Below are 26135 nucleotides of genomic sequence, written 5' to 3'. Positions count from 1 at the left end.
AATTAATTAATCATTTCCTTTATCTTTTCAACTATTTCTTTTGGATCGTAGTCTTCACCAACTTCAACAATAATATTGTCATAGCCAGCTAAAATCCCTGTGATTCCTTCAATCTTTCTGTTAGTTAATGCTTGTCCTGCCACTGATGCAGCGTAAGAAATTGTAGAAATTATAATTCTACCTCTATTTTCTCTTATACTTAAAATTGCTGATCTAAATATTTTATTATATCTTTCATTTAAAGTATCATGCATTGTATCTAAAACTGTATATTTATATACTCCTGTTTCTGTTTGAACTTTAGTAATTCTAAGTTCTTTAATATCCCTTGAAATGGTTGCTTGTGTAGCAACAATCCCATTATCCTTTAATAACTTTGTTAATTCATCTTGTGTTTCCACAACATTATCTTCAATCAAAGTCAAGATTATTCTTTGTCTATCATATTTACGCATTTTACCCCCTAATGCTTTCTTTTAATTAAATTTTCAATTAATTTTACTAAAAAATCATTGTATTTATACTTTAATAATATTTTTAATGCTTTTTTAGAATAATTTATCATATCACAATATGCCTTATCTTTTCCAGTAAAACTTATATATGTCAGTTTATTTATTTTTTCATCCTGTTTAACATCCAATAAATCGTCCTGTATTTGAAAAGCCATACCAATATAAAAACCTAATAACTCTAACTCTTCAAGAATATCATTACTTTTGCTTGATATATATCCCGGAATCTTTGTAGCTGCCATAATCAATTTACACGTCTTATTTTTATACATTTTTATTAAATCATCAATATTATTTATGTTATCATTTATATCTAATACTTGTCCCTCTATCATTCCTTGATAACCAGCACATTCAGCCAAATATTTAGCAGCATTTATATAATTAATTGAGTTATTATTAGATAAAATCTTAAAAATATTCTCATATGAATAGTTTAACAATGAATCTCCTGCTAATATTCCCATATCTTCACCAAATTTATAGTGAGTAGTCTCTCTACCTCTCCTAAAATTATCATTATCCATAGATGGTAAATCATCATGAATTAATGAATAATTGTGAATCATCTCAAGAGAAATAGCATATCCGAGTACATTTTCAAATTCTTCATTTGAATAGTTGTTATCCTTTAACATTTTATATGTTTCTATCAAAATAAGTGGTCTTATTCTTTTTCCAAATTCAATTGAATAATTTAAAACAGCTCCTAATTTATCATTATCAAAATAATTAATTATTATTTTTTCAAATTCTTTTTTTCTAATATCATATAATTCAAACATTTTTTTCTCTTATATTTATTATTTTTTGTTTTGATTCACTTAACATTTTTTCTAATTTTGTGAAAATTTCAGTACTTTCCTCATAAAGCTTTATAGATTCTTCCAGACTTATTTCCTTATTATCTAAAAGTAAAGAAATTTCATCATATCTCTTAAATAAATCTTCATAATTACCATTCATCAATTTTCTCCTCAACTGTAATCTTAAATGATATATCTTTATTGAAAATAATATATTTTTCGCCAACTTTTATATCTTTAATATCTATATATTTACGTGAATCATTCTTAATATAAATACTTTTATTATTAAGAATATTATTAAATAGATTCTCTATTTTATTTCTTGTATAATACAATCTTTTCTCATAATCAGTAATCAAATAATTAATTAAATAATTGATTTTATTTTTTCTGTTATTAAAATAATATTCCCTTTCAAGAATAATATTTTTTGGATTATTTAATTCAATTTTCGAATTTATCAGTTTTAATGATTTTTCAAAATTTGCAATTATATTTTGAATATTTTGATTTATAAATCTATTAATGTTGTATAAATTTTCTTTATATTTTACATTTTGTCTTACAATGTATTCAGCAGCTTTAGTTGGAGTAGACAAAAATTTATCGCTTACTAAATCTGAAATACTTAAATCAATATCATGACCAATAGCAGTAATTATAGGAGTATTTAACTCAAAAATCTTATCAGCAATTAATTCACTGTTAAATATTGATAAATCTTCTTTTGATCCTCCACCTCTCGTAAGTACAATAAGATCAAGCTTATATTTATCTAATATATCAAGTCCATTAACTATATCAATTTCTGCACTTTTTCCTTGTACAAGCGAATTATAATAATAAACTTGACAATTATAATTATTATCACTTAGAACCTTAAAAAAATCATAATATGCTGCCGAATTTAATCCGGTAATAAGACCTATTTTATATGGAATATTGGGAATATTTTTTTTATTATCATTATCAAAATATCCTTTTTTTAGTAATTTTTCTTTAAGTTTTTTTAAAATTATGCTACTTTCACCAACTCCATATTCTTGTACATCTTTTACAATAATTTGATATCTACTATCTTTTGTGTATAAATTTAAATACCCTTTAATTAAAACCTTATCCCCATCACTGAAATCAAAATCATTATCAAACTTTACACAAGAAATTGTCTCATCATCCTCTTTTAATGAAAAATAAGAAAACATAGTAACTCTTAAATTAACAATTTCTCCAACAATAAAAATATTGTTTAATATAAAATCTTCTTTGATAACTGATTTTAAGTATTTACTTAGTTGTTTGACAGTTATAGCATTTAGTTTTTTCAAATTAAATATCCTTTGCTATAGATGAAAGTATACCATTTATAAATTTATAAGAATCCGGATTAGAAAATTCTTTAGCACATTCAACAGCTTCATTAATTGAAACACTTGTAGGAACATGCTTTTGAATTACAAATTCATTAATAGAAACTCTCAATATCGCTTTTTCAATAGGAAGCATATTTTCAAAACTTCTATTTGTTTGCAATTTAGATTTTATAATTTCATCTATTTTTTCAATATTTTTTAATATTGACGTTAGAGATGAAACAATAAATTTTGAAGGCTCTAATCCATTTTCAGTTATATAAAAATCTAATTTTTTCAAATCTATTTCGTTAAATTCATTTTGAAAAATAATCTTAATAACCCATTTTCGTTCGTCAACTCTATTCATCTTAAACCCTTGATAAATATTCACCCGTTCTTGTATCAATTTTTAATACAGTACCAATTTCGATAAATAGCGGAACGTTTAATGTATAACCTGTTTCAACTGTTGCAGGTTTTGTTGCTCCTTGAGCTGTATCCCCTTTAAAACCGGGTTCTGTGTCTGTAACTTCTAATTCAACAAAGTTAGGTGCTTCAATTGAGAAAGCCTTTCCGTTATAAAACTTAATTATTGCATTTGTATTTTCTTTTACAAATTGAGATGCTTCTTCAAAAATATCATAATCCATTGGTATTTGTTCATATGTTTCCGGATCCATAAAATAATATAAAGTACCATCATTGTATAAATACTGCATTTCTTTTGTTTCAATAATTACTTGATTAAACTTATCATTTGGATTTAATGTTACATCTTTTGATGAACCATTCATAACATTTCTTATTTTTGTTCTAATAAATGCTGGTCCTTTTCCCGGTTTAACATGTTGAAAATCTAAAACTTCATAAATTCCATTATCATATTCTAATGTCATACCTTTTTTAATTTCATTTGCTCCTATCATATATACCTCCATAAATTAATTACACTGTATTATATCATAAAAATACCGAAAAATAAACAAAAGCTAAAAAAATCAAGCATGTTTTTACATCTATAGACTTATTAATTAAAAAAAAGCAAAAATATTACTATATAACTAAATTTTTAAGATTTTTACACTTCTAATTTATTAAATAAAAAACCACTAAATAAACTTTTAACAACTCAAAATAGACTTGTAAAGTAATTTAGTGGTTAATTATTATATTTTATTTATCAAATCAAGCCAATTTTCTTGAATGATGGTACACTAGTTATTTGTATAGTGGCATATAGATAGTAAGAAGTTGCTCTTTGCCATTTTCTCTTTGCCAAATCACAACATTTGTGTATAAATCAGAATCGTATGTTATTATTTTACCTAAATGATCATGGTTGGTAGCTTCCAGTTGATTTTCAATAATAACCTTAATTCATATTGTTTCATCTTTTGCAACAAAATTACAACAGTAAGAACCAACAAAGACCTCTTTGTTTATCTCTGTAAATGTTAATCCTATTTCATCTCCTAGCATTTTGATATTTTCTTTTTTAGATAATAATTACGAAAAATCATATTGCTCATGCTTCCAGAGTTATCTAATATCAATTTCCTCTAATTTCTCTAATTTCAATTTATTCACCATCCCTTAAATATATTTTAATATCGCTACTAAATTTTTCATTTCCTTAGAAGCAATATAGCGATTCATAAACTTAAAATCTATATTTCCCAATTCATCCACCGGCATCATAACTTTTTGTCTTGCCATCCTATCACCATTAAACTTATACGCATAACGATATTTTTCTTTCTGTTGCAATATCATTTGTTTCAAAAATATATAGCTGTATTTATTTTGTCCTTGTTCATCCTTAAATGATACTCTCTTTACATCATCAGAAAAAATACACTCATATGGATGATAGAAGTTTTCAACAACACTTCCATTATAATTTACTCCAAGTACATTTTTATCTAAGGATTTATTAGTATTACTTACAAAGTTAGTAATACCGTTATTAGAATCTGTTGCTCCAATAAATGGTATATTCCCATCTACCATATTTGCCTTTGTAAGCCTTACACCAGAGTTAATATTACAAATATCTGATAAGAAAAATTCTTTCCAATCAACATTTTCAAAATGGTTATACATTATATATATATATATATATTCGTCAAGGTATTTTAAGATATTTTTTATCTGTTTTTGCTCGATATTTTTTATAAAGTTTTCCATATACGTCCAGTTAGGATTTCCCTCTTTATCTACAGGTAAAGTTAATATTTCTTTTTTTAACCTTGCTTGGTTTCTTTTATATCCAAATGTATATTTTCCTCTAACTCTATCCGCAACTGTCGTTATAAACTTGGCAGAATATTCATTAAGATTTTCATTATATCCAACACTTATATCTTGTGTTGCAATGAATGATTCTCTTTTATAAATAGAATACCCCATAGAACCTTCACCATTTCTAATAAAGGCAATACAATTACCATCGTATTGCAATTTTGAATCTTTCTCAACAAAATCCAATACCCCATTATTCCTATTAGTAGCTCCAACATAAGGAATTCCTTTTTTATCATCTTTGCTCAGATGGTTCAATCCCTTTGATGGCTTAGTATTTATAGAAAAAATATCTCCTAAAAAGAACTCTCCCCAATCAACATCAGTTAAAACATCAGGATTAATCACTAAATCAAGCAATCTATTTTTATAGTAATCTTTTAGTTCTTGCCTTTTCTTATTTTCTCTTTCCTTGATATATTCCTCCATGAAGTACCAATTTATTTCCTCATTTTTAGAAATTGGTAATTTTATTTTTCCTTTTAAAAGTCTATTACTATTGAATAGATTCCCATAGGAAGATTTGGTTTTTGATGTTTGTTCAATACAAGTCATAATAAATTTTGAATTTATTTCATTAATCATTTCGTTATACAATAAATTAATAGATGCACCGCTATATCCTCTTCCAACAAAATTGTATTTATGGTAAAAGCATTTTCCACCTATAGGATCTATTGATATAGCATTGCCGCAACTTATCGAACGAATCTCATCAGTTTCGACAAATCCAATAAGCCCATTTTCACTCGCTGATGTAGAAATATAAGGTAATTGGCCAATATCATACTTATCAATCATTTTCCCGTATACTTTTTTTATTGTAAAAATTTCACCTAAAACAAACTCTCTCCACTCTACATCTTCTAAATGATACTTATACATAATCAGCACCATCCTCTGCTACTTTTAGGACTTCATCTGATGATAAGTCTTCCTCTTTATCCAGTCCAAATAAATATCCTCTGCCGTGGGTAATCATGTTGACTTCAAAAGTCAAATAATCAGCTATAGTTTTTTCAAAATCTTCATCACTTGGGATTTCATCGTTGAAATAATAAAAAGAGTGCAACCATTCATCTGTAGCTTCAACTGTAGTAGAAACACAAAATTTTGTTGGTGCTTCTATCTCGTCATTCCACACATCAAGAAGATGTTGTTTTTTATCTTTTGCACTTCCGTCATCAATCAGCCCTATATGTTTACTTACGATATAGCCATCATTTTCAAAATTTATAAACTTAGCTTTCTTGGTCTTGCTATGAGGTATGCCTGCTGTAAAAACACCGATACAAGGATTTGTCCCTACTCCATAAAAAGTATTCTTATTAAGCGTGATAACGCCCTCAAGCGTATGTTTTTTTAGTATTTTAGTCTTAAGGTTTTGCTCATCCTTAGTTTTCCCTGTGAAAGTCGATTGCGGTACAATCACAGCAACTTTAGCTCCCTCAACTAAACTCTCTAATAAATGATTTACGAAATTTATCTCATATAACTCAGGGTTTTGTTTTGAACCCTGTGAGTATGGAGGATTCATCATTCCAACAGTACATCCTTTAAGCTGAAGTTTGCTTGGATTTTGAGCTAAGAAGTCTTGGTTTTCTAAATTACTTTTACCATCTCCACGCAATATCATATTTGTGGTTGCTATTGTAAACATATAATCTTGCAATTCAATACCAAACAGTCTATTTTTTCTAATTTCTATCTGTTCAGTTTCATCTTCCGTCTTTGACAGCATCTGATGCATGGCAGCAATAAGAAAACCAGCAGTACCACAACAAGGGTCTAAAACCTTATCTGTTGGTTGTATATCAAGCAATTCACAGAACAAATCTGTTATATGTCTCGGTGTTAAGATAATACCTAAACTCTGTCCATCTCCTCCAGAATAAGACATAAATTCACCATAAAATCTGCCGATATAATCTTCTGTAGATGAACTATATTTTATATTTGTGAAGATACTGTTATATAGAACCTCTGTAAAATATCTAAGTGGTGTTTTTCCGAGATTGGTATTTTTTTCATTAATTTTATTGTTATCTCTTATAATATTGAATTGGTTAAGCAACTTATCTCTTTTAACTTCAGGACTGACATTTGCTCTTTTTAAATTATCTTCTATTGCCTTATATATTTTTGAACCATCAGTTCTTATTTTATCGCCAATCAAATCAGAAATATCAAAGTTTTTATGTTCAATTTCTGATAATGCAAGTAAAATTCCAGAAACAATCAACGGCTTGTTTTTATCTTCTAAATTTCCGTAATTTCTTAAATCTTCATGAAGAGAACGAGCAATTTTTAATAATTCTTCTGTCTTTAATTCATCATTGGTTTTGACTTCTAATATTTCTCTTTCGTAATATTCATTGATATTATCGGCACTGAAAGATATAAAAGTTTCAACATCATCAAGTTCCTTATATCCACCTCTTTCATCAACAAATAAAGGTGAAATTCTATGGTTTTTCTCATTGCCACTTACACCAATTGCGATTATCTTCTTATAAGTTGTATTTTTTGCTAAATGCTTTCCATAGAATAAAGCTCCGTTCACAGCATAATCTGTAACAGACTTAACATCCTCGGAAATTAAATCGTGTTCATCTCTATTAACATGCTTATTTAAACTTGCTTTATCTTCGATTACTACAAGAAAATCTTTAATTACTCCAACATATTCTGGAAATCCGACATTACCTGTCCCCTTCTTTGAAGCAGTAGCCAAAGCCTCATCTATTTCTTTTATAGTGCTTCCTTGAGCTGAAAAATCATTTTGTACACCTATTTCTTTAAGCATGTCATATACCCAAAGATCTGTCATTATTTCTTTCTTAGCCATTATCTATTTCCTCCATATTATTAATCTTTTGCAAAATTTTCTAATAAAGTATTAAGCTTTTCTGTTTGAGTTCTTGTTAATTTGCATTTATTTTTTCTAATAGAATCAAAAATTTCATTATTCTCTAATATATATTTGCATATATAAGGTAATGAAGTTCCTCAAATTCCTCAATATAAATTCTCTACTTTATTATTTAAATTAAATTTTATTAACTATCGAAACTCTTATTTCAGCTCTTTTTTATTATATATTTATCTATTAAATATGTACTCTAAAATAAACTTGTTTCATTTGCATAAAGCATTCTTATTAAGCGTAATAACGCCCTCAAGCGTATGTTTTTTTAGTATTTTAGTCTTAAGGATTTGCTCATCCTTTTCATCTTCTGTCTTTGACAGCATCCGGTGCATAGCAGCAATAAAAAAAACTTCAGTACTCTCTCATGTCAAGTGAATGACTCAAAATATTTTTATAAATCTATGATTGCTTCATTAAGCAAAAAATCCTCTATTCCAATGTATAAAATACCATCATTATCGTGTTTAGGAATAATGTGCTTCCTTACAATCACAATCTTCTTAAATGAATCGTCTATTTTCTTAAGCGATGCCGTTTCTTGCTCTATTTTCTCTGTAGTGTCTACATTCAAAGCTGATTGAATATAGTACCTTTGATGTCCTTTGTTTATAACAAAATCAACCTCAAGCTGAACCTTTCTTCTGTTTCCGTCTTTCTTAAAATCATGTTCTACCACACCGACATCTATATTGTATCCCCTACGAAGCAAGTCGTTATAGATGATGTTTTCCATAATATGTGTGTCTTCTACTTGCCTAAAATTTAATCTTGCATTTCTCAGACCTATATCTGCAAAGTAATATTTTAGTGGAGTTGAAAAATATCTTGATCCCTTAACATCATATCTTTTGGCATGGTATATAACATATGCTTCCTCAAAGAAACTAAGATATTTGGAAATTGTATTGGAAGATATTTTTATCTGCATATCTGACAAAAATCTCCTTGAAAGTTTAGTAGGGTTAGTTAGTGAGCCAATTGCGGAAGATGTGAAATCAAGCAGTAATTCAAGTACCTCTTTATCATTTTGTATATTATTTCTTTCAAGAATATCCTTTATATATGTTTCTTGAAATAAGTCCTTCAAGTATTGACTCTTTTCCTCATCACTTTTTAGGCTATAGATATACGGCATACCTCCATACACAGTATAATGCTCAAAAGCCAACTCTTTATTTTCGTATAAATCGTAAACTTCTGCAAATGACAGAGGATTTACATGTATCTCATCACCACGATCTCTAAACTGTGTTAACACATCAGATGAAAGCATTTTAGAGTTACTTCCTGTTACATAAATATCTAAATTGCTACGCTTCATAAGTCCCAGAAGTACATCAACAAAAGTTATATTTTTTTCTTTACTATCCACATAAGGATTACTTACTGCTATAGATAATTGAATTTCATCAATGAAAATATAGTATTTTGTATTTCTGTTTTTAGTTTTTTTCTTAATATATTCGTTCAATCTAAATGGATTTCTATATTCAAGATTATCTATTTCATCGAGTGCAATAGATATAATTTGAGTTTCTTTGACACCTTTAGACAATAAGTACTCTTGGTACAAATTAAATAACAGATATGATTTCCCACATCTTCTTATCCCTGTAATAATCTTTATCCTACCATTTTCTTTTTTATCTATAATTTTATTTAGATAATAATCTCGTTTAATTATCATATAACTACCTCTTTGGAATAATTTAGGTGGATTTCTACCTTTTTATTTCGAGTTTATTTTATCATAAATCGGCAAACTAATCAATAATAGATAAAAAATTCAGGCGGATTTCCTCCTTTTTATTTCAAGTTTTGTAATTTTGTTCAAACTAGAAGATGTGTATAAACACTTGAAACAGGTTAAAAGAGAATGATTTCTCACTCCTCATGCGTCTATTTCCATATAATTTTCTGAACGATGCTTCCCTCACACAGAACGGAGTCGATATACTTTTCCATTAACTCCCTTGTCAGTTCAGTATCCTTGACAACCAGTTCCTCTTCCTAATAGGTAATACCATTTACTATTTGTATTTTTTACCCATTTATTTGTTGCCATATCACCATTTTCATTTAAGTAGTACCATGATGAGTAATTATTGTCATATATCCAATCTGATTTAACTAGTTCACCCTTATCATTTGTAAAATACCATTTATAATCAGCTTTCTTTTCCCAACCTTTTTTAATTTCAGGTTTTGGAGTTTCCTTAATTGTTTCTTTTACAGTTTCTTTTTGTGTTTCAACCAATGGTTTTTTATTTGTATTTTTAGCAATATAATCGTTCACTGCTTTTAAGAATCCTGCTGTTGTTTGGTCACCTTCTTCAAACTTAAAATTGTGAACTTGTGAGTTTATAGGATAATCCTTAAATGGATCTTTCTCATATTATGGATCTAACTTAATTAATGTACTTACCCCATATCCATTTGATTTATATTTTGGGTTGATTTCGCTGAAATAGTGACCAAAAGTTTTATTTTTGTTTGTTAATGAATTCCTAGCTATACGATCAAACTCTTCACGATATTTATTATATAAATTGAAATTACCCTCATCTGTACCATCAAATTCTGATGGGTATTTTTCTTTAGCTACTTTTTTAAATTCTCTTTTTTCGTAACCATAAAAACTGTCCATAACCTTTTCCTTAGCTGGGAGTCCAAAATCGTCGTAACCGTGACCTGCATTTTCAGCTACAGGAGTAAATAGTTTAACAGTATTGTGTTCGCTATATTTGGCAAAAAAGTCTGCATTATGCAATGATTGTAACATAATTTCATCTGATGTTTTTAATGACTTTAATCTAGCATCAACTCTTGCGTTTTCGGCTTCATTTAAAGCTTGTGCTGACTTTTGTAAATTTTTTAATGAAAATGCAATTTCTGAATTATTTATATCCAAACCTAGGTGTTTAATTCTAGCATCTTAATTTTTCAACATTTCTTCAGAAATTCTTCCACGTTCTTTGAAAAAGTCGATTGCTGTTTTTTGGCTTTCTGCGAATGCTAATGATGTTGTTCCTAAAGTTAAAGCCATTACTAAAGTTCCAAATGTAAGCATTAAAGCCATCATACCTATTACTATTTTTTTGTATTTGTTTTTTCATAAATTTTCTCCTAAAATATAAATTTAATATACATAATATTATGCATATCATTCATATAACATTATATATATATATATATTGTCAATAATTTAATTATTTTTTAATTAAATTTTCTTATAAACATAAAAACATTGTCAAAAACTAAAAAAGTTTCAAATATAACTCTGAAATTTAAATATTTTAACTATTTAAATGTTTAAAATAAAATTCCCATGTAGCCACCTCCGCAACTCCTTTAGGAGTGAGGACTAGTGGCGTCAATGGGAATTTTATTTTATTTTATATAATTCAAAGCTTCAAATACATATTCCTCCAGTATTTCTTCATGCCCCTCATAATCTGCAATTGTACGAGAAACTTTTAATATGTTATCAACAGATCTTTGTGATAAATTATATTTTTGTTTAAGCATTTCTAATAAATTATTTATGTTTTCTGATACATTTATATATTTTTTTATTTGATAATTTTTTAGGCTACCATTTGTAATTATATCGCTGTCATATCTTCGTAATTGTATTTTTTTTGCATTATCAATTTTAGATTTTATAATTTCAATATCATATTTTTCTGAATTAACATTAGAAATATTTTTAGATGAAGTAACTGTAAGTTTTATGTTAAACCTATCTAATAATGCCTTGTCTATTTTTTTTATATAGTTTTGTATCTCTTTTTCAGTACATATACATTTAGAATCAGTCCCGTAATTTCCACATGGACATGGATTCATTGTTGCAATTATAGTACTTTTAACCGGGTATTCATAATAAATCTTTTTATTAAATTTTATTACTTCATCAAAATCTAATAAACTTTTTAGTTTATCAATTATATTTTTATTAAATGTATTTAGTTCATCAAAAACTAAAAATCCAAAATTTGACATTGTGCATGTTCCAATTTTTCTTTCATTGCCAAATAGCTCATTTACACTTACATTATTTTTAGGATAGATGATTTGCGGATAGCTTGTAAATGTATTACTTTTATAAAATCTAGTTAAAATATCCGATAAAATTAGAGATTCTTTTGAATTTAATTTTAAGAACAAAGATTTAATTGACTTTATAGAAAAAGTTTTTCCTGTGCCGACGGGGCCTTTTATTAAAATACTATGATTACCTGAAATTGAGATTATTAAAGCTCTTATCAATGCTTTTTGAGATAAAATATCATTTATTGATGTTTCTATAATATTTTCATTAATTACAAAATTTTTATTAAATAGCAAATTATTTTTACCATTGAAGTGATTTATTACCTCTGAAATATTCCTTGCCATATAAATATTTATATCTTTATATAGCGATAGATATGGATAATCGCCATAAGGCATGATCACATTTTTTATATTATTTTTAAGACAAAAATTAATTATTCGTATTGGATTATCAATTTCAACTAAATCTCCGTTTAATGATAACTCTCCACACACAAGATAATCACCAGGGTACTTAAGATATCCTTGATTTACCAAAATAGATAGTGCTATTGGTAAATCATAGTGTGTACCCTGTTTTTTTATATCTGCAGGAAATAAATTTGTAATTACTCTTCCATAAGGAAATTTTAATCCATTCATTTTAAAAGTGGAATATATCCTGTCTTTTCCTTCACTAATTGATTTTGAAATTAACCCTGAAATTGTAAACTTAATCATTCCCTTATTTTTTATTGTTTCTATATAAACTAAATTTTCTTCAGTTTTATTAAAATTATATGTTTTAATTAAATTTTTCATTTATTCCTTCCTCTCCGAAAATTATATTATAGTATTTACTAAATTCGGGATACATTGGAATTTCAATCTTAATTAATTTATTTGTTATTGGATGTTTAAATTCTAAATAATATGCTTGAAGTAATTGTCCATCAATATTAAAATTACTCTTATTATTGTTATAATCCTTATCTCCCAAAATTGGATGATTAATACTTGATAAATGAACTCTAATTTGATGAGTTCTGCCCGTAAATAATTCAATATCTAAATAAGCGTATTGACTATTTTGCATTACAACTTTATATCCGGTTTTAGCATATTTACCATTTTCATCAACAGTCATTAATTTACGATTTTTCATGCTTCTAGAGATATTTTTTTCAATAATGCCACTTAAATTTTCAAATCTATTATTTACGATAGCCCTATATTTTTTTATAATGCTTCTATTTTCAAACATTGATTTTAAGTTAATCATAGATTCGTCATTTAATGCCACAATCATAAGTCCGGATGTATCTTTGTCAAGTCTATGGACAATTCCCTCTCTATCCTCTCCATTTAAATTTGGTAAATTTTCATACATTGACATCAAAAAATTTACAACCGTATTTGTTCTAATGCTATTTGTCGGATGGGATATTATCCCCTTAGGTTTATTAATAATGGCAATATCCTCATCTTCATATAAAATTTCAATAGATAAATTTTGTGGCTCCAATTTTTTTATTTTAAGACAATCAAGCTCTACATCTATAACATCATTTAATTTTACAATATATTTAGATTTTTGTTTAACTCCATTTACAAATACACAATCATTTTTTATTAAATTTGAAAACTTTGACCTGGAAATGTCCTCAAAATAATCTGATAAAAATTGATCTAATCTTTGATTTTCGTTATCTAAAACCTTTATTTTCATCTGTACTCCAATTAATTTTTGGTTTATTTAACTGTTCTAATATTTCATTTGCTTTTGAAAAATGTTTACATCCTAAAAATCCTCTATATGCAGATAATGGAGAAGGGTGTGTTGATGTCAATATAAAATTATCCTCATCTATATATTTTGATAAAGAAATCGCATCATTTCCCCATAACATAAAGATTATATTTTTTCTTTCTGAAATTTTTTTTATTACTTCAACAGAAAAAACACCCCAATATGAATTCGCATATGATCTGGGACTACTATCTTTTACAGTAAGAATAGTATTCAAAAGTAAAACACCTTGCTTAGCCCAAGCTGTCAAATCCGGATTTTTATTTTCAATGCCTAGATCCGAACTAATTTCCTTAAAAATATTTTTAAGGGAAGGAGGTGTTTTAATATTAGAATTAACTGAAAAAGCCAATCCATTAGCTTGTCCTTTTTGATGATATGGATCCTGTCCAATAATCACTATTTTTATATCTTCATATTTAGTTAATTTAAATGCATTGAATATATTCTCATAATTTGGGTAAACATCATAAATATCATATTCCCTACTAAGATTAATATAAAAATTTTGAAATTCATCAGATTTTAATATTTTTTCAAGAATATTATCCCATCCGTTTCCTATAATCATTTTTTAGCCTCAAAAAAATAAACATAAATTATTAAAAAAATAGCAGATAAGGATACAAACATATCAGCAAAGTTAAATACAGGGAAGTCATATAGTCCTCCAAGAGGAGTGTATATAAAATCTACAACATATTGTAATCTTAATCTATCAATTAAATTTCCAATAGCCCCTGCCAATATTATAACCAATGGAATTTTAATGTAAATGTCAATATTGTTACTATTTTTTAATAAATACCAACAAATTCCAAAACAAATTAAAATTGTCATTAGTGCAAAAATTAAGGTTGCATTTTGAAATATTCCCCACGCTGCACCGGAATTTTCTAAATAAGTTAAATGTAACCAATTATCTACCAGTTTAATTTGAGCCTGTCCCTTTAAATTAGAAATAGCCCACAACTTTGTAAGCTGATCTATTAATACAGCTACTATAAAAACTAAAATATACATCATAATATTACCTCTTAATAAAAAAAGGGCTTACGCCCTTGTATCAATTAAATTTGATATAATGATTTTTCAGCAATAGTTTCTTTTAATTTTGAATCTACGCTTACTCCTTCAGGAACTAAAACATAAATATCTTTTGTTACATTATGTAATGAACCTCTTAGTGAATACAAACCGCCACTTACAAAATAAAAAATTTGAGTTTTTATATCAATTTCTAACATCTCCAAGTTTAAAACTACTGTCTTTCCTGATATAACATCATCTAATACATTTTTAACATCATCAAATGTTAAAGGTTCTTTTATTGACACTAACATACTTTTATTAACTCCTAAATTTTTATTATTTGTTTGTCTTGTTTCAGTTCTATAACTTCTATTTAAGTCGAATTTTTTTTCATAAGTATTATTATTTTCTTCTTTTTTGTCTGAAGCATATAATGTGGACTCTGATTTCTTTTCAACTTTTTCTCCATAATCAGAATCATTTACATCATTTTGAAATTCATCTTCTTCATAATAATCTTCTTCAATTCCAATAAAATCTTTTACCTTATCCCAAAAAGCCATTATTCCTCCTTATTATTTTATATTTCTTATTATAACTTATTCACAAACAATTTTCTATTTTTATTTATAATCATCATTTTCCCTATAATTTTTAGGATTTAAGATTATCTTAGAAAATGGATTTAATTCTTCAAAATCTTTATATATTGAAGATGTAATATTCGGAAAAATTTCCTTGAAATTATTTGATACATATACAAAATCATTTTCATTTTTTATAATTTTAACAGGGGTAAATTTTACTTTATTATTTTTAATAAAATAAACTCCCTCTACATTATATTGATTAAAAACTGCACTTTTAGGAACTTTATATGTAAATAATTTAATAGTTTCTAATTCAAAATTTATAAATCTATTATTTACAAATCCTTCTATATTATCAAATAATTTATATAATACAATTAATCCATCTTTATAATTTATTGATTTTTCAATTGTTGCATTATAATTTTTTTTATCAATTTTTAATTTTGCGGTCTGTAAATAATCCTTATTTAATTTTTGTGCATCTTTAATATACGTTAAAAAATAAAAATATTTATTATTTACATATTTTAAGCCCGGTATTTTTACAATTTTATTATTTGTTTTATTTGTAATAAGTTCTAAATTTGAACTTTCTAATGAATCAATATTATAAATAGTTTCATATCCATCATAAAAATTTACAATATATCCTGAACTATCAACTTTTACAGATTTATTTTTAATATATTCATTTAGATAATTTATCATTTTTTCAGAATTATTTGAATTGTTTAAGTTTTTAATTGAACTAATGTCTAAAAAATTTATTTTATTATTAATTATATTATTTTTTATTTTTTCAAAATTTCTAATATCATTAATGTTTTTAGATTTTTTAGTATCTTTTAAAACATTATATATTTTCGTGGCATTTTCATATGCATCGAAATTATTAGTATTATCAACAACACTATCAGCTCTATAAACTTTTTTACTGTCTATTTTTGTTTCAATATTATCAAAATTTTCAAACACAAATTCGTCAAATATTGCAACTCCACTTCCTGAAATATTGTTATTTACCTCATATGTATTACCAACATTATATAAATTATCTTCATTATTTTTATTTTTAAATAATGAATAAATTATAGAAAATAAAACTATTATTAGTGAAAAGATAAGAACAACTATTAAAATTATACTTTTTTTATATTTTAATATTCTCTTAAAATTCAAATTCATCTTTATTTTCCTTATTCATTAAAAATTTTGTAGCACTCTTTATATCTAAATTTTCATATAATATTTTGTATATCACTTCGGTTATCGGCATATATATTTTTTTTTGCTTACTGATATTATATAAAGCTTTACATGTTGATATAGATTCTACAACCATTCCTATTTCATTTTCTAAAGTAGAAATTGTATGACCTTTACCTATTAGTTCTCCTGCTTTTCTATTTCTACTATGTATTGAAGTTGCTGTTACAATCAAATCTCCCAATCCGGCTAATCCATATAAGGTCTTATCTTTCCCACCCATTGCTACACAAAACCTTGTCATTTCGTGTATTCCACGTGTCATAATAGCCGCTTTAGTGTTATCACCTAATCCTAAACCATCTAATATACCTATTCCCAATGCTAATACATTTTTAACCGCACCGCCCAGTTCAACACCTACTAAATCATTATTAGTATATATTCTTAAGCTGTTACTTGACATTAATTCTTGAACATCTCTAGCAAGATTTATATCTTTACTTGCAGCTACTAATGATGTTGGAATTGATTCAATAACTTCCTCAGCGTGTGACGGTCCAGATAATGCTACAAATTTATTATTAGGTAAAAATTCTTCAAAAATTTCTGATATACTCAAATTTGAATTTAATTCAATTCCCTTAGATAAGTTTATAATTATATTATCTTCATTGAAATATTTAGAATAATCTTCCAGTATATTTCTTATTTTTTGAGTAGGTATAGCATTTATCACGTATTTATTTTTTAACACATCTTTAATATTAGATGATGCCTTGATGTTATCAGGCAAAATGTAATCTTTCAAATATCTGTCATTTTTATGAAGATTATTTATAGAATTACAAGTATCCTTGTTTCTAACATACATAATAACATCATATTTACTTGATAATTCTTTAGAAATAGCGGTACCCCAACTACCACCACCTAATACTGAAATTTCCATGTTATACATCCATTCTTTTTGTTTTTTTCTCTTTTCCCTCAATTAATCTTTTAATGTTTTCTCTATGACTATAAATTACAATTATTGTATTTAACAATGACATAATTACAAAAGCTATATTTGTATTATGAACTATTAAAACATATACAAATGCTAGTATAGTAAGTGCCAATGAAGCAACAGATACAATTTTTACAGTATAGTTAAAAATCAAAAATCCTATTGCTTGTAAAATTGCAATTTTATAATCTGTATATAAATTTACACCTATACTTGTCGCCATTCCTTTACCACCCTTAAATGCATAATATATCGGCCAAACATGCCCAATCACGACTACTACTCCTGCAATATACTGCCCATATTGAGGCTCTAAATAATATGCTATAAATGGAGCTAGAAATCCTTTTAATGAGTCAATAATAAATGCCATAGTGGCATATTTCATTCCATAATTTCTAAAAATATTGGTTGAACCTGCATTTCCACTACCTTTAGTTCTAATATCTTCATTAAAATGTGTATAACTAATTATGATAGCTCCCGAAACAGATCCTATTATATACGAAATTAATATTATAAGTAAATAAATCATTGTTCAAATTTCCTACTTCTAACTTCTAAAGTTATAGGAACTCCCCTAAAATTAAAATTTTCTCTTATTTTATTTTCTATATATCTCAAGTAAGAAAAATGCATTAATTCTTCATCATTTACATAAACTAAGAACTTTGGTGGTCTTGTTGTTACTTGCGAAATATAATAAATTTTTAATTGTTTACCCTTTTTGGCCTTTGGAGGATTTAATAAAATAGCATCTCTTAACATTGTATTTAGTGTACCGGTCGCTACTCTAAAGCTATAGTTTTGATCCACTTCTTCTATTAAATCAAATAATTTATCTATTCTTTGCTTTTTTAGCACTGATATAAATGTTACTGGTGCATAAGGCGTAAAACCTAATTTATTTCTAATTAAATCTTCATACTGCTTCATAGTATTTGTTTCTTTTTCAATAGCATCCCATTTATTAATAACAATTATTGATGCTTTATTATTATTATGAGCATATCCTATAATCTTGGTATCCTGCTCAGTAATACCTTCTTTTGCGTCGATAAAAAATAAAACTATATCAGATCTATCTACTGCATTATATGTTCTAATTACAGAAAATTTTTCAACTCTTGTGTTAACAGATCTTTGTCTTCTAAGTCCTGCCGTGTCAATAAATGTATATTTTTTTCCATCTTTTTCATAATCACTATCAATAGAATCTCTAGTAGTTCCCGCAATATCTGATACAATTGCTCTTTCTTCACCTAAAAGCATATTGATAAACGAAGATTTTCCTACATTCGGTTTTCCGATTACAGCAATTTTTAACCTGTCTTCTTCATCTTCTTTTAAACTATCATCCGGAAACTTTTCAATTATTACATCAAGCAAATCACCAATTCCATATCCTTGCTCTGCAGAAATAACATATAATTCACCAATTCCAAGATTGTAAAATTCATAAACTGATAATGGAGTTTCTTTAGTTTCAATTTTATTAACTACAACTAAAACTTCTCTTCCTGATTTTCTTAATTTTTCAGCAATAAGCATATCTAAAGATGTCATACCATCTCTACCATCTACTAAAAACATAATTAAATCCGAAGAATCAATAGCTATATCAGCTTGCATTTCAATTTCTTTATTAAAATCACCAGTATAATCTAACTCCAATCCTCCTGTATCGACTAAAACAAATTTATTATTTTGCCATTCAACTTCACTATATAATCTATCTCTGGTAACCCCTGGTGTGTCTTCTGTAATAGAAAGTCTCTTACCAACTAATTTATTAAATAATGTTGATTTTCCAACGTTTGGTCTTCCTATAATACTTACAATAGGTCTTGCCATATAAACTCCTTAATATAATGGATATTTAGAAGTTAGATATTTTACTTCTTTTATAATCTCATTATTTTCCTTTTTATTTAATAAAACATCACAAATCAAATTACCAATTTGTTCCATTTCATATTCTTTCATTCCTCTTGTTGTCATTGCTGGTGTTCCTAGTCTTATACCTGAAGTTACCATTGGACTTTTTGTTTCATTTGGAATAGTATTTTTATTTACAGTTATATTAACTTCATCAAGCATGTACTCAGCTTCTTTTCCTGTTAATCCAACACTTGAAACATCAGCCAAAATTAAATGATTATCAGTACCACCGGAAACAAGTCTTATGCCTCTTTTAGATAAAACTTCTGCTAATTTTTTAGCGTTTTTTAACACCTGTTTTTGATATTCTTTGAATTCATCAGTCATAGCTTCCTTAAAACAAATTGCCTTTGCAGCAATTATGTGTTCTAAGGGTCCTCCTTGAGTCCCGGGGAATATTGCTTTATTAATTTTTTGTGCATATTCCTTTGTGCTTAAAATAAATGCACCTCTAGGTCCTCTTAAAGTTTTATGACTTGTACTTGTAACTATATCTGCATATTCTACAGGATTTTGATGTAATCCCGCAGCAACTAAACCCGCAATATGAGCCATATCTACCATAAAAATTGCTCCTACTTCGTCAGCAATTTCCTTAAATTTCTTAAAATCTATTTTTCTTGAATATGCACTAGCACCAGCTAATACAATTTTGGGTTTTTCCGCTAAAGCAATTTTGTATACATCATCATAATTTATTAATTCTGTTTCTTTATCTACTCCATAATGAACAAAATTAAAGTATGTTCCTGAAATACTTACCTTAGAACCATGTGTTAAATGCCCTCCCTCATTTAGATTCATCGCTAAGACTTTATCAAATGGATTCATTAATGCAAAGTATACGCCTAAATTTGCACTTGAACCACTATGTGGCTGTACATTAGCATGATCAGCTCCAAATAATTGCTTTGCTCTATCTATTGCTAATTGTTCTGCTTCATCAATAAATTTACAACCTCCATAATATCTTCTGCCCGGATAACCTTCAGCATATTTATTTGTTAATACTGAACCTGCAGCTTCTAATATAGCTTTTGACACAAAATTTTCAGAAGCTATCAATTCTATATTATTTTGTTGTCTGTTCTCTTCCTTTTTTATGATATCAAATAATTCTCTATCAAAATTTTGTATATTCTTCATATTAATAACCTCTAAATTTGCTTAATTTAATTAAATTTTCTCTGTCTTCTTTCTTGTCAAAAAAGCTTAACATCGCATAAGAAACAACCAATGCAGTAATACCTGATATAAATGAAATTATATCGCTGGGATTTTTACCTTGTAATTTATTTGAAATTAATATTCCAACCACCATTATTATTAGTGGTAAAATATATAAAACTAATGATGCTTTCAGCATTTTTGTTGTCTTAAATTCTAAATTTACGGGATCCCCAACTTTTGCATTTATGGTATTTTGTACTATTAAATATTTTTTACCGTATTCACATGATTTTGCATGGTGTATTTTGGTTAATGTTGAGCAACTACAATCACCACATGTTTTGGATGATACCATCATGACAACCGCTTTATCATCATCAACTTTTGTTATAACTCCAACTTTATTCATTTTTCCTCTAATCTTCAACAAATCTAATATTTAATTCATCCAATTGTTTTTTATCAATTGTTGTTGGTGCTTCAGTTAGTAAACATGAAGCTGATTGAGTTTTAGGAAACGCTATTACATCCTTGATATTATCTTTATTTAATAATGTCATAACAAGTCTGTCTAAACCAAATGCCAATCCACCATGTGGAGGTGTACCATAGCTAAGTGATTCTACAAAAAATCCAAATTTACGTTCTATATCTTCTTTAGATAATTTTAAAGCATTAAATATTTTATTTTGTAAATCAGAATTGTTTATTCTAATTGAGCCACCACCTATTTCATCTCCATTTATAACTAAATCATAAGCTTTAGCTCTCATTTTTTCAGGATTTGAATCTAATAATTTAATATCCTCATCAACCGGATGTGTGAATGGATGATGTTTTGCAACATATCTATTCTCTTCGTCATCATATTCAAACATAGGAAATTCATTAATCCATGTAATAGCAAATTCATCTTCCTTAAATTCAATATTTTCTGAAGCAATCATAACTCTTAAGCTGCCCATTAACTCAGAAACTTTTGGTTCTTTATCAATTATTACAAGTGCCAAATCTCCGTCTTTTAATTCTAATCTTTCAATTAATGAGTCATTATATTCTTCATTTAAAAATTTATTGATGCTGGAATTAATTTCTCCATTTTCATATCTAAACCAAATTAATCCTGAAGCTCCCATTCCTTTCATTGAAGATGTGATTTTATCAATTTGTTTTCTTGAATATTTTGATGATAATCCGTTAAAGTTAATTGCCTTAATTTTCTTGTTTTCATTTACAGAATCTGTAAATAAATTAAATTCTATTTTATCCGATAAATCAGAAATATCCTTAATTTCAAACCCATATCTTAAATCAGGTTTATCTGACCCGAATCTTGACATAGCGTCATCATAGCTCATTCTATTAAATGGTAATTTTAAATCAATTCCCTTTACTCTCTTAAAAATATATTGAATTAATTTTTCATTAATTTCCATTACATCTTCTTCATCTACAAAGCTCATTTCTAAATCTACTTGTGTAAATTCAGGTTGTCTATTTGCTCTTAAATCTTCATCTCTAAAACATTTTACGATTTGATAATATCTATCTGTACCAGCAACCATCAAGATTTGCTTAAATAATTGTGGTGATTGTGGTAAAGCGTAAAACCCATGTTTGCTTATTCTTGACGGTACAATATAGTCCCTTGCTCCTTCAGGAGTTGGCTTTGTAAGCATTGGAGTTTCTACTTCAATAAATTCATTATCATACAAGAAATCTCTAAATGCTTTAACTATTTCAGCTCTATCTCTTAACATTTTTTGCATAGACAATTTTCTTAAATCTAAATATCTATATTTTAATCTCATTTCCTCAGAAGCATTATCATTATCTTTTATATAAATTGGTGGTGTTTTAGAAGTATCATAAACAACTAATTCACTAGAAATAATTTCTACATCCCCAGTAGGAATATCTTTATTTTTACTTTCTCTTTCAAAAACTTTTCCTCTTACACCAACAACATATTCAGATTTTAATTCTTTAGCCTTATTATAAAGTTCTTCATTATCTTCTTTTTTGAAAACAATTTGTGCAATACCAAACTTATCTCTCAAATCTATAAATACTAATGGACCTAGGTCTCTAGATTTTTGAACCCAACCATTTAATACTACCTCTTCACCAATATTTTCTTTTCTTAATTGTCCACAAAAATGTGTTCTTTTCATGTTTCTCTCCTAATTAATTTATTTACATGCAACAAATGGATTATATTTTTTTTCATGCCCGACCTTTGTATTACTACCATGTCCGGGCAACAAAATATTTTCATCATCCATTTCATAAATAACATTTTGAATTGATGCTACCAAATCACTGTGATTTGAACCCTTAAAATCTGTCCTTCCAACAGATTCTAAAAATATTAAATCTCCACAAAACACCAGATTATCTAATATGTATATAACACTATCATAGCTATGTCCGGGTGTATATATATATTTGAAAATATCTATATCTCCATTTTCATCAGATAAGTATATATCAGCATTTGTTGTAAATGAATTACCAAAAACCGAACTTAAATTAAGAACAGGGTTAGTTAAATAATCTTCACAATATTTATGTGCTACAACTTTTAAATTATATTTATCTCTCCAAAAATCAACTTTTTCAATATGATCAAAATGACCATGAGTCAATAATAAATACTTAATATTTAATTGTTTTTCTTCGATAATATCTATAAATTTTTGTATTTTAGATGGTGCATCTATCAAATATCCATCTAAAGTTTCTTCGTTATATATCAAATAACAATTTGTATTCATTGGATTATTACCATTTTTTAAAACTTTATATTTCATAAAAACCTCAATATAATTTTTCAGAGTCTAACTGGATTGTAACCGGGCCGTCATTTAACAGCTCTATTTTCATATCTGCTCCAAAAACTCCCGTTTTAACTATATCAATATCTTTTTTTATTTCTTCGACAAATTGATTATAAATTTTTTCTGCTTTTTCCTGTTTAGCAGCTCTCATAAAATTAGGTCTATTACCTTTTCTAGCATCACCAAATAATGTAAACTGTGATACAACCATCACTTCGCCTTTTACATCTTTAACAGATAAATTCATTTTATCATTAGAATCTTCAAAAATCCTTAGCCCAACAATTTTATTTTTAATATAATTTAAGTCAGTGATATTATCATCTTCTGAAACTCCTAAAAAAACTAATAATCCATTATTAATCTCAGAATATAAGTTTGAATCAATATTTAATTTAACCCATTTAACTCTTTGAATTATTGCTCTCAATTTTTCTCCCTAAATACTTTTATAGTACCATCTATTTTTTTTATTATATTATAAATTCTATCAATATCTGAATTAGACTTTACTAAAATTACAAGTGATATATTTATTGTACTGTCATGATTTTGTTTTGTATTAATTGCAGAAATATCAAATCCATCCTTAGAAAGCCCTTTAGTTAAATCAGCTAAATATGCAGGTCTATTTTCAATAATAACTTTAACCTGCACCGGGAAACTTGAATTATTATTTTCACTCCATTTTACTTCAATAAGTCTTTCTTTATTTTTAAGATTTATTATGTTTTTACAATTAATTCTATGAACTGATACTCCATTTCCATGAGTTATATATCCTATAACCTTATCTCCCGGAACAGGGTTACAACATTTTGCAAATTTAGTTTCTAAATTTGTAATATCATCAATTATAATTGCTTCATTAATATTTTTATCTTTATGAGGATTTTTATCCTCAATATTTACAAGATTTGAAATTTCTTCTTCTTTTTTATATTTATCATTATATTTTTTTTCTAAAAATTTAATAACATTTTCAACTTGAACTGTACCATATCCTATTAAATTATATAATGACTCAATTGAGAGAGCATTATTTTTTTCAGCTGCATTTAATAGCCATTCATCAACCATCAATTTTGAAACATCATGACCTTTTTTTCTAAGTTCTTTTTCAAGTAGTTCCTGACCAAGTTCGATATTTTCTTCTCTTGATTTTTTCTTAAAAAATGCTCTTATTTTATTTTTTGCATGTTGAGTAACTGCCATATCAAGCCAACCCAGATTTGGTCCTGTTGAGTTTTTAGAAGTAAGAATTGTTACAATATCTCCAGTTTTAAGTTTGTAATTTAATGGTTGAATTTTACCGTTTATTTTAGCTCCTACACATTTGTTTCCTACTTCTGAATGGACTCTATATGCAAAATCTATCGGTGTAGCCCCCTTTTGTAAATCAACAACATCACCTTTTGGTGAAAATACATAAACCTCATCATTAAATAAGTCATTTTTAAAATTATCAATAAACTCATATGCTGACGTGTCTTTTCCCCATTCTATAACTTGTCTTATCCAATTTAATCTGTTGTCAAAATTTGAAGCTTTCTTCTTACCTTCTTTGTATTGCCAGTGATTAGCAATACCGTATTCAGCATTTCTGTGCATTTCTTCAGTTCTAATTTGAACTTCAAAAATTTGTCCTTTTTCACCGATTACTGTTGTATGCAACGATTGGTAAAAATTGGGTTTTGGCATTGCAATATAATCTTTAAATCTACCTGGTATTGGCTTCCATAAATTATGAACAATACCTAAAACTGCATAACATTGATTTATATCTTTAACAATTACTCTCACTGCAATCAAATCAAATATATTGTCAATTGTTGTTTCCTGCTTTTGCATCTTATTATAGATACTATAAATTCCTTTAGGTCTTCCTGTCATTGTAAATCTAATATTTATCTTATCAAGTTCAGTTGATAGTTTGTCCATAATATGTTGAATAATTTTTTCTCTTTCAGATCTTTTTTGATCAATTTGTTGAGCAACAGAATAATATGATACAGGATCAATATATCTTAAACACAAATCTTCAAGCTCCCATTTAATTGCATTAATTCCTAGTCTATGGGCTATAGGAACATAAATTTCTAAAGTTTCATTAGCGGTTTTAATTTGTTTATCCCTATCTTTATATTCTAATGTTCTCATATTATGAAGTCTATCAGATAATTTTATAATAATTACCCTGATATCATTAGCCATAGCTAATACCATTTTTCTTATACTTTCAATTTGAGCTTCTTCTTTTGTTTTATATTGAAGATTTTTTAATTTTGTTACACCATCAACAAGAGCAGTAATTTCTTCTCCAAATTCCTTCTCCATATCAGATTTTGAATAATCTGTATCTTCTAAAATATCATGCATCAATCCGGCACAAATTGTCTGATCATCCATTTGCATTGAAGCCAAAATAATTGAAACTTCAAGAGGATGTACTATATATTCTTCTCCTGAATTACGCACTTGTCCCTTGTGTTTTTCTTTTGCTAAATTAAAAGCCTTAGTAATTAATTCAACATCTAAATCCTTATTATATTTTCTTACCGCCTCTAATAATCTTTCTAACATA

The 26135-nt window shown here is 27.0% G+C and carries 27 protein-coding genes; all 27 read right to left on the bottom strand.

All coding sequences use genetic code 11. From position 1 onward, the window contains the following. Nucleotides 1-2 precede the first annotated feature (2 nt). The 27 genes from EQF90_RS03905 to EQF90_RS03775 all read right to left on the bottom strand — a co-directional run bounded on the left by EQF90_RS03905 (nt 3) and on the right by EQF90_RS03775 (nt 26134). On the bottom strand, nt 3-455 hold the full coding sequence (locus EQF90_RS03905) for an arginine repressor (protein ID WP_134710655.1): 453 nt from the start codon (nt 453-455) through the stop codon (nt 3-5). A gap of 8 nt (nt 456-463) precedes the next feature. Beyond that, nucleotides 464-1300 carry a polyprenyl synthetase family protein gene (locus EQF90_RS03900; protein ID WP_134710654.1) on the bottom strand — a complete coding sequence of 279 codons (837 nt, stop codon included), beginning with the start codon at nt 1298-1300 and terminating at the stop codon, nt 464-466. Further along, complete coding sequence (gene xseB / locus EQF90_RS03895) at nt 1293-1481, bottom strand: exodeoxyribonuclease VII small subunit (protein ID WP_134710653.1); 189 nt, start codon at nt 1479-1481, stop codon at nt 1293-1295. Before xseB ends, EQF90_RS03900 begins: the two co-directional genes overlap by 8 nt. Next, nucleotides 1471-2652 carry an exodeoxyribonuclease VII large subunit gene (gene xseA, locus EQF90_RS03890; RefSeq protein ID WP_167554143.1) on the bottom strand — a complete coding sequence of 394 codons (1182 nt, stop codon included), beginning with the start codon at nt 2650-2652 and terminating at the stop codon, nt 1471-1473. Before xseA ends, xseB begins: the two co-directional genes overlap by 11 nt. A gap of 1 nt (nt 2653) precedes the next feature. Then, on the bottom strand, nt 2654-3046 hold the full coding sequence (gene nusB / locus EQF90_RS03885) for a transcription antitermination factor NusB (RefSeq protein WP_134710651.1): 393 nt from the start codon (nt 3044-3046) through the stop codon (nt 2654-2656). A 1-nt stretch (nt 3047) separates the two neighbouring features. Further along, nucleotides 3048-3605 (bottom strand): elongation factor P, encoded by a 558-nt coding sequence (gene efp / locus EQF90_RS03880; RefSeq protein WP_134710650.1) that lies wholly within the window; start codon nt 3603-3605, stop codon nt 3048-3050. Between the two features lie 667 nt (nt 3606-4272). After that, the gene (locus EQF90_RS03875; protein WP_134710649.1) at nt 4273-5865 is read right to left on the bottom strand and encodes a restriction endonuclease subunit S; all 1593 of its coding nucleotides are present in this window, start codon (nt 5863-5865) and stop codon (nt 4273-4275) included. Beyond that, nucleotides 5858-7828 carry an HsdM family class I SAM-dependent methyltransferase gene (locus EQF90_RS03870; RefSeq protein ID WP_134710648.1) on the bottom strand — a complete coding sequence of 657 codons (1971 nt, stop codon included), beginning with the start codon at nt 7826-7828 and terminating at the stop codon, nt 5858-5860. Before EQF90_RS03870 ends, EQF90_RS03875 begins: the two co-directional genes overlap by 8 nt. A 472-nt stretch (nt 7829-8300) precedes the next feature. After that, nucleotides 8301-9596, bottom strand: coding sequence for an ATP-binding protein (locus EQF90_RS03865; RefSeq protein WP_134710647.1), 1296 nt, complete (start codon nt 9594-9596; stop codon nt 8301-8303). 294 nt (nt 9597-9890) lie between these two features. Then, the gene (locus EQF90_RS03860; protein WP_167603988.1) at nt 9891-10205 is read right to left on the bottom strand and encodes a hypothetical protein; all 315 of its coding nucleotides are present in this window, start codon (nt 10203-10205) and stop codon (nt 9891-9893) included. A gap of 99 nt (nt 10206-10304) precedes the next feature. Continuing rightward, a complete protein-coding gene (locus tag EQF90_RS03855; protein ID WP_134710645.1) occupies nt 10305-10820 on the bottom strand; it encodes a hypothetical protein in 516 nt (171 codons plus the stop codon). Between the two features lie 24 nt (nt 10821-10844). Next, complete coding sequence (locus EQF90_RS03850; RefSeq protein WP_167603985.1) at nt 10845-10988, bottom strand: hypothetical protein; 144 nt, start codon at nt 10986-10988, stop codon at nt 10845-10847. Nucleotides 10989-11299: 311 nt separating this feature from the next. Further along, nucleotides 11300-12769, bottom strand: coding sequence for an ATP-binding protein (locus tag EQF90_RS03845; protein ID WP_134710644.1), 1470 nt, complete (start codon nt 12767-12769; stop codon nt 11300-11302). Then, nucleotides 12753-13676 carry an RluA family pseudouridine synthase gene (locus EQF90_RS03840; protein ID WP_134710643.1) on the bottom strand — a complete coding sequence of 308 codons (924 nt, stop codon included), beginning with the start codon at nt 13674-13676 and terminating at the stop codon, nt 12753-12755. The genes EQF90_RS03845 and EQF90_RS03840 overlap by 17 nt, the downstream gene beginning before the upstream one ends. Next, the gene (locus tag EQF90_RS03835) at nt 13654-14328 is read right to left on the bottom strand and encodes a uracil-DNA glycosylase (RefSeq protein ID WP_134710642.1); all 675 of its coding nucleotides are present in this window, start codon (nt 14326-14328) and stop codon (nt 13654-13656) included. The genes EQF90_RS03840 and EQF90_RS03835 overlap by 23 nt, the downstream gene beginning before the upstream one ends. Continuing rightward, a complete protein-coding gene (gene lspA / locus EQF90_RS03830; RefSeq protein WP_134710641.1) occupies nt 14325-14783 on the bottom strand; it encodes a signal peptidase II in 459 nt (152 codons plus the stop codon). The genes EQF90_RS03835 and lspA overlap by 4 nt, the downstream gene beginning before the upstream one ends. A 44-nt stretch (nt 14784-14827) precedes the next feature. After that, nucleotides 14828-15352 carry a cell division protein SepF gene (locus tag EQF90_RS03825; RefSeq protein ID WP_245151251.1) on the bottom strand — a complete coding sequence of 175 codons (525 nt, stop codon included), beginning with the start codon at nt 15350-15352 and terminating at the stop codon, nt 14828-14830. 60 nt (nt 15353-15412) lie between these two features. Then, complete coding sequence (locus EQF90_RS03820) at nt 15413-16567, bottom strand: HlyD family efflux transporter periplasmic adaptor subunit (protein WP_134710640.1); 1155 nt, start codon at nt 16565-16567, stop codon at nt 15413-15415. Next, nucleotides 16551-17540 (bottom strand): NAD(P)H-dependent glycerol-3-phosphate dehydrogenase, encoded by a 990-nt coding sequence (locus EQF90_RS03815; protein ID WP_134710639.1) that lies wholly within the window; start codon nt 17538-17540, stop codon nt 16551-16553. The genes EQF90_RS03820 and EQF90_RS03815 overlap by 17 nt, the downstream gene beginning before the upstream one ends. Nucleotide 17541: 1 nt before the next feature. Next, a complete protein-coding gene (gene plsY / locus EQF90_RS03810; RefSeq protein WP_134710638.1) occupies nt 17542-18135 on the bottom strand; it encodes a glycerol-3-phosphate 1-O-acyltransferase PlsY in 594 nt (197 codons plus the stop codon). Next, the gene (gene der, locus EQF90_RS03805) at nt 18132-19454 is read right to left on the bottom strand and encodes a ribosome biogenesis GTPase Der (protein WP_134710637.1); all 1323 of its coding nucleotides are present in this window, start codon (nt 19452-19454) and stop codon (nt 18132-18134) included. Before der ends, plsY begins: the two co-directional genes overlap by 4 nt. Before the next feature lie 9 nt (nt 19455-19463). After that, on the bottom strand, nt 19464-20687 hold the full coding sequence (locus EQF90_RS03800; RefSeq protein WP_134710636.1) for a serine hydroxymethyltransferase: 1224 nt from the start codon (nt 20685-20687) through the stop codon (nt 19464-19466). Between the two features lies 1 nt (nt 20688). Then, nucleotides 20689-21120: a SoxR reducing system RseC family protein gene (locus tag EQF90_RS03795; RefSeq protein WP_134710635.1), complete on the bottom strand. Its 432-nt coding sequence runs from the start codon at nt 21118-21120 to the stop codon at nt 20689-20691. Between the two features lie 7 nt (nt 21121-21127). Continuing rightward, nucleotides 21128-22885, bottom strand: coding sequence for an aspartate--tRNA ligase (gene aspS / locus EQF90_RS03790; protein WP_134710634.1), 1758 nt, complete (start codon nt 22883-22885; stop codon nt 21128-21130). An 18-nt stretch (nt 22886-22903) separates the two neighbouring features. Then, entirely contained in the window at nt 22904-23524 is a 621-nt protein-coding gene (locus EQF90_RS03785; protein ID WP_134710633.1) for an MBL fold metallo-hydrolase, read from the bottom strand. Between the two features lie 7 nt (nt 23525-23531). Then, nucleotides 23532-23981 carry a D-aminoacyl-tRNA deacylase gene (gene dtd, locus EQF90_RS03780; RefSeq protein WP_134710632.1) on the bottom strand — a complete coding sequence of 150 codons (450 nt, stop codon included), beginning with the start codon at nt 23979-23981 and terminating at the stop codon, nt 23532-23534. Next, entirely contained in the window at nt 23978-26134 is a 2157-nt protein-coding gene (locus EQF90_RS03775) for a RelA/SpoT family protein (protein ID WP_134710631.1), read from the bottom strand. Before EQF90_RS03775 ends, dtd begins: the two co-directional genes overlap by 4 nt. Between the last annotated feature and the right edge of the window lies 1 nt (nt 26135).

The sequence above is a fragment of the Helcococcus ovis genome (genome assembly GCF_004524775.2).
Classification (GTDB): Bacteria; Bacillota; Clostridia; order Tissierellales; family Peptoniphilaceae; genus Helcococcus; species Helcococcus ovis.
Note: the sequence above shows the minus strand (reverse complement) of the source record. Positions and strands in the feature narration are given on the sequence as shown.

Bases quoted from the DNA above. Each gene is read 5' to 3' on its own strand.
- EQF90_RS03905 (WP_134710655.1), bottom strand. From the start codon at position 455: ATGCGTAAATATGATAGACAAAGAATAATCTTGACTTTGATTGAAGAT.
- EQF90_RS03900 (WP_134710654.1), bottom strand. From the start codon at position 1,300: ATGTTTGAATTATATGATATTAGAAAAAAAGAATTTGAAAAAATAATA.
- xseB (WP_134710653.1), bottom strand. From the start codon at position 1,481: ATGAATGGTAATTATGAAGATTTATTTAAGAGATATGATGAAATTTCT.
- nusB (WP_134710651.1), bottom strand. From the start codon at position 3,046: ATGAATAGAGTTGACGAACGAAAATGGGTTATTAAGATTATTTTTCAA.
- efp (WP_134710650.1), bottom strand. From the start codon at position 3,605: ATGATAGGAGCAAATGAAATTAAAAAAGGTATGACATTAGAATATGAT.
- EQF90_RS03875 (WP_134710649.1), bottom strand. From the start codon at position 5,865: ATGTATAAGTATCATTTAGAAGATGTAGAGTGGAGAGAGTTTGTTTTA.
- EQF90_RS03870 (WP_134710648.1), bottom strand. From the start codon at position 7,828: ATGGCTAAGAAAGAAATAATGACAGATCTTTGGGTATATGACATGCTT.
- EQF90_RS03865 (WP_134710647.1), bottom strand. From the start codon at position 9,596: ATGATAATTAAACGAGATTATTATCTAAATAAAATTATAGATAAAAAA.
- EQF90_RS03850 (WP_167603985.1), bottom strand. From the start codon at position 10,988: ATGGCTTTAATGCTTACATTTGGAACTTTAGTAATGGCTTTAACTTTA.
- EQF90_RS03845 (WP_134710644.1), bottom strand. From the start codon at position 12,769: ATGAAAAATTTAATTAAAACATATAATTTTAATAAAACTGAAGAAAAT.
- EQF90_RS03840 (WP_134710643.1), bottom strand. From the start codon at position 13,676: ATGAAAATAAAGGTTTTAGATAACGAAAATCAAAGATTAGATCAATTT.
- EQF90_RS03835 (WP_134710642.1), bottom strand. From the start codon at position 14,328: ATGATTATAGGAAACGGATGGGATAATATTCTTGAAAAAATATTAAAA.
- lspA (WP_134710641.1), bottom strand. From the start codon at position 14,783: ATGATGTATATTTTAGTTTTTATAGTAGCTGTATTAATAGATCAGCTT.
- EQF90_RS03825 (WP_245151251.1), bottom strand. From the start codon at position 15,352: ATGGCTTTTTGGGATAAGGTAAAAGATTTTATTGGAATTGAAGAAGAT.
- EQF90_RS03820 (WP_134710640.1), bottom strand. From the start codon at position 16,567: ATGAATTTGAATTTTAAGAGAATATTAAAATATAAAAAAAGTATAATT.
- EQF90_RS03815 (WP_134710639.1), bottom strand. From the start codon at position 17,540: ATGGAAATTTCAGTATTAGGTGGTGGTAGTTGGGGTACCGCTATTTCT.
- plsY (WP_134710638.1), bottom strand. From the start codon at position 18,135: ATGATTTATTTACTTATAATATTAATTTCGTATATAATAGGATCTGTT.
- der (WP_134710637.1), bottom strand. From the start codon at position 19,454: ATGGCAAGACCTATTGTAAGTATTATAGGAAGACCAAACGTTGGAAAA.
- EQF90_RS03800 (WP_134710636.1), bottom strand. From the start codon at position 20,687: ATGAAGAATATACAAAATTTTGATAGAGAATTATTTGATATCATAAAA.
- EQF90_RS03795 (WP_134710635.1), bottom strand. From the start codon at position 21,120: ATGAATAAAGTTGGAGTTATAACAAAAGTTGATGATGATAAAGCGGTT.
- aspS (WP_134710634.1), bottom strand. From the start codon at position 22,885: ATGAAAAGAACACATTTTTGTGGACAATTAAGAAAAGAAAATATTGGT.
- EQF90_RS03785 (WP_134710633.1), bottom strand. From the start codon at position 23,524: ATGAAATATAAAGTTTTAAAAAATGGTAATAATCCAATGAATACAAAT.
- EQF90_RS03775 (WP_134710631.1), bottom strand. From the start codon at position 26,134: ATGTTAGAAAGATTATTAGAGGCGGTAAGAAAATATAATAAGGATTTA.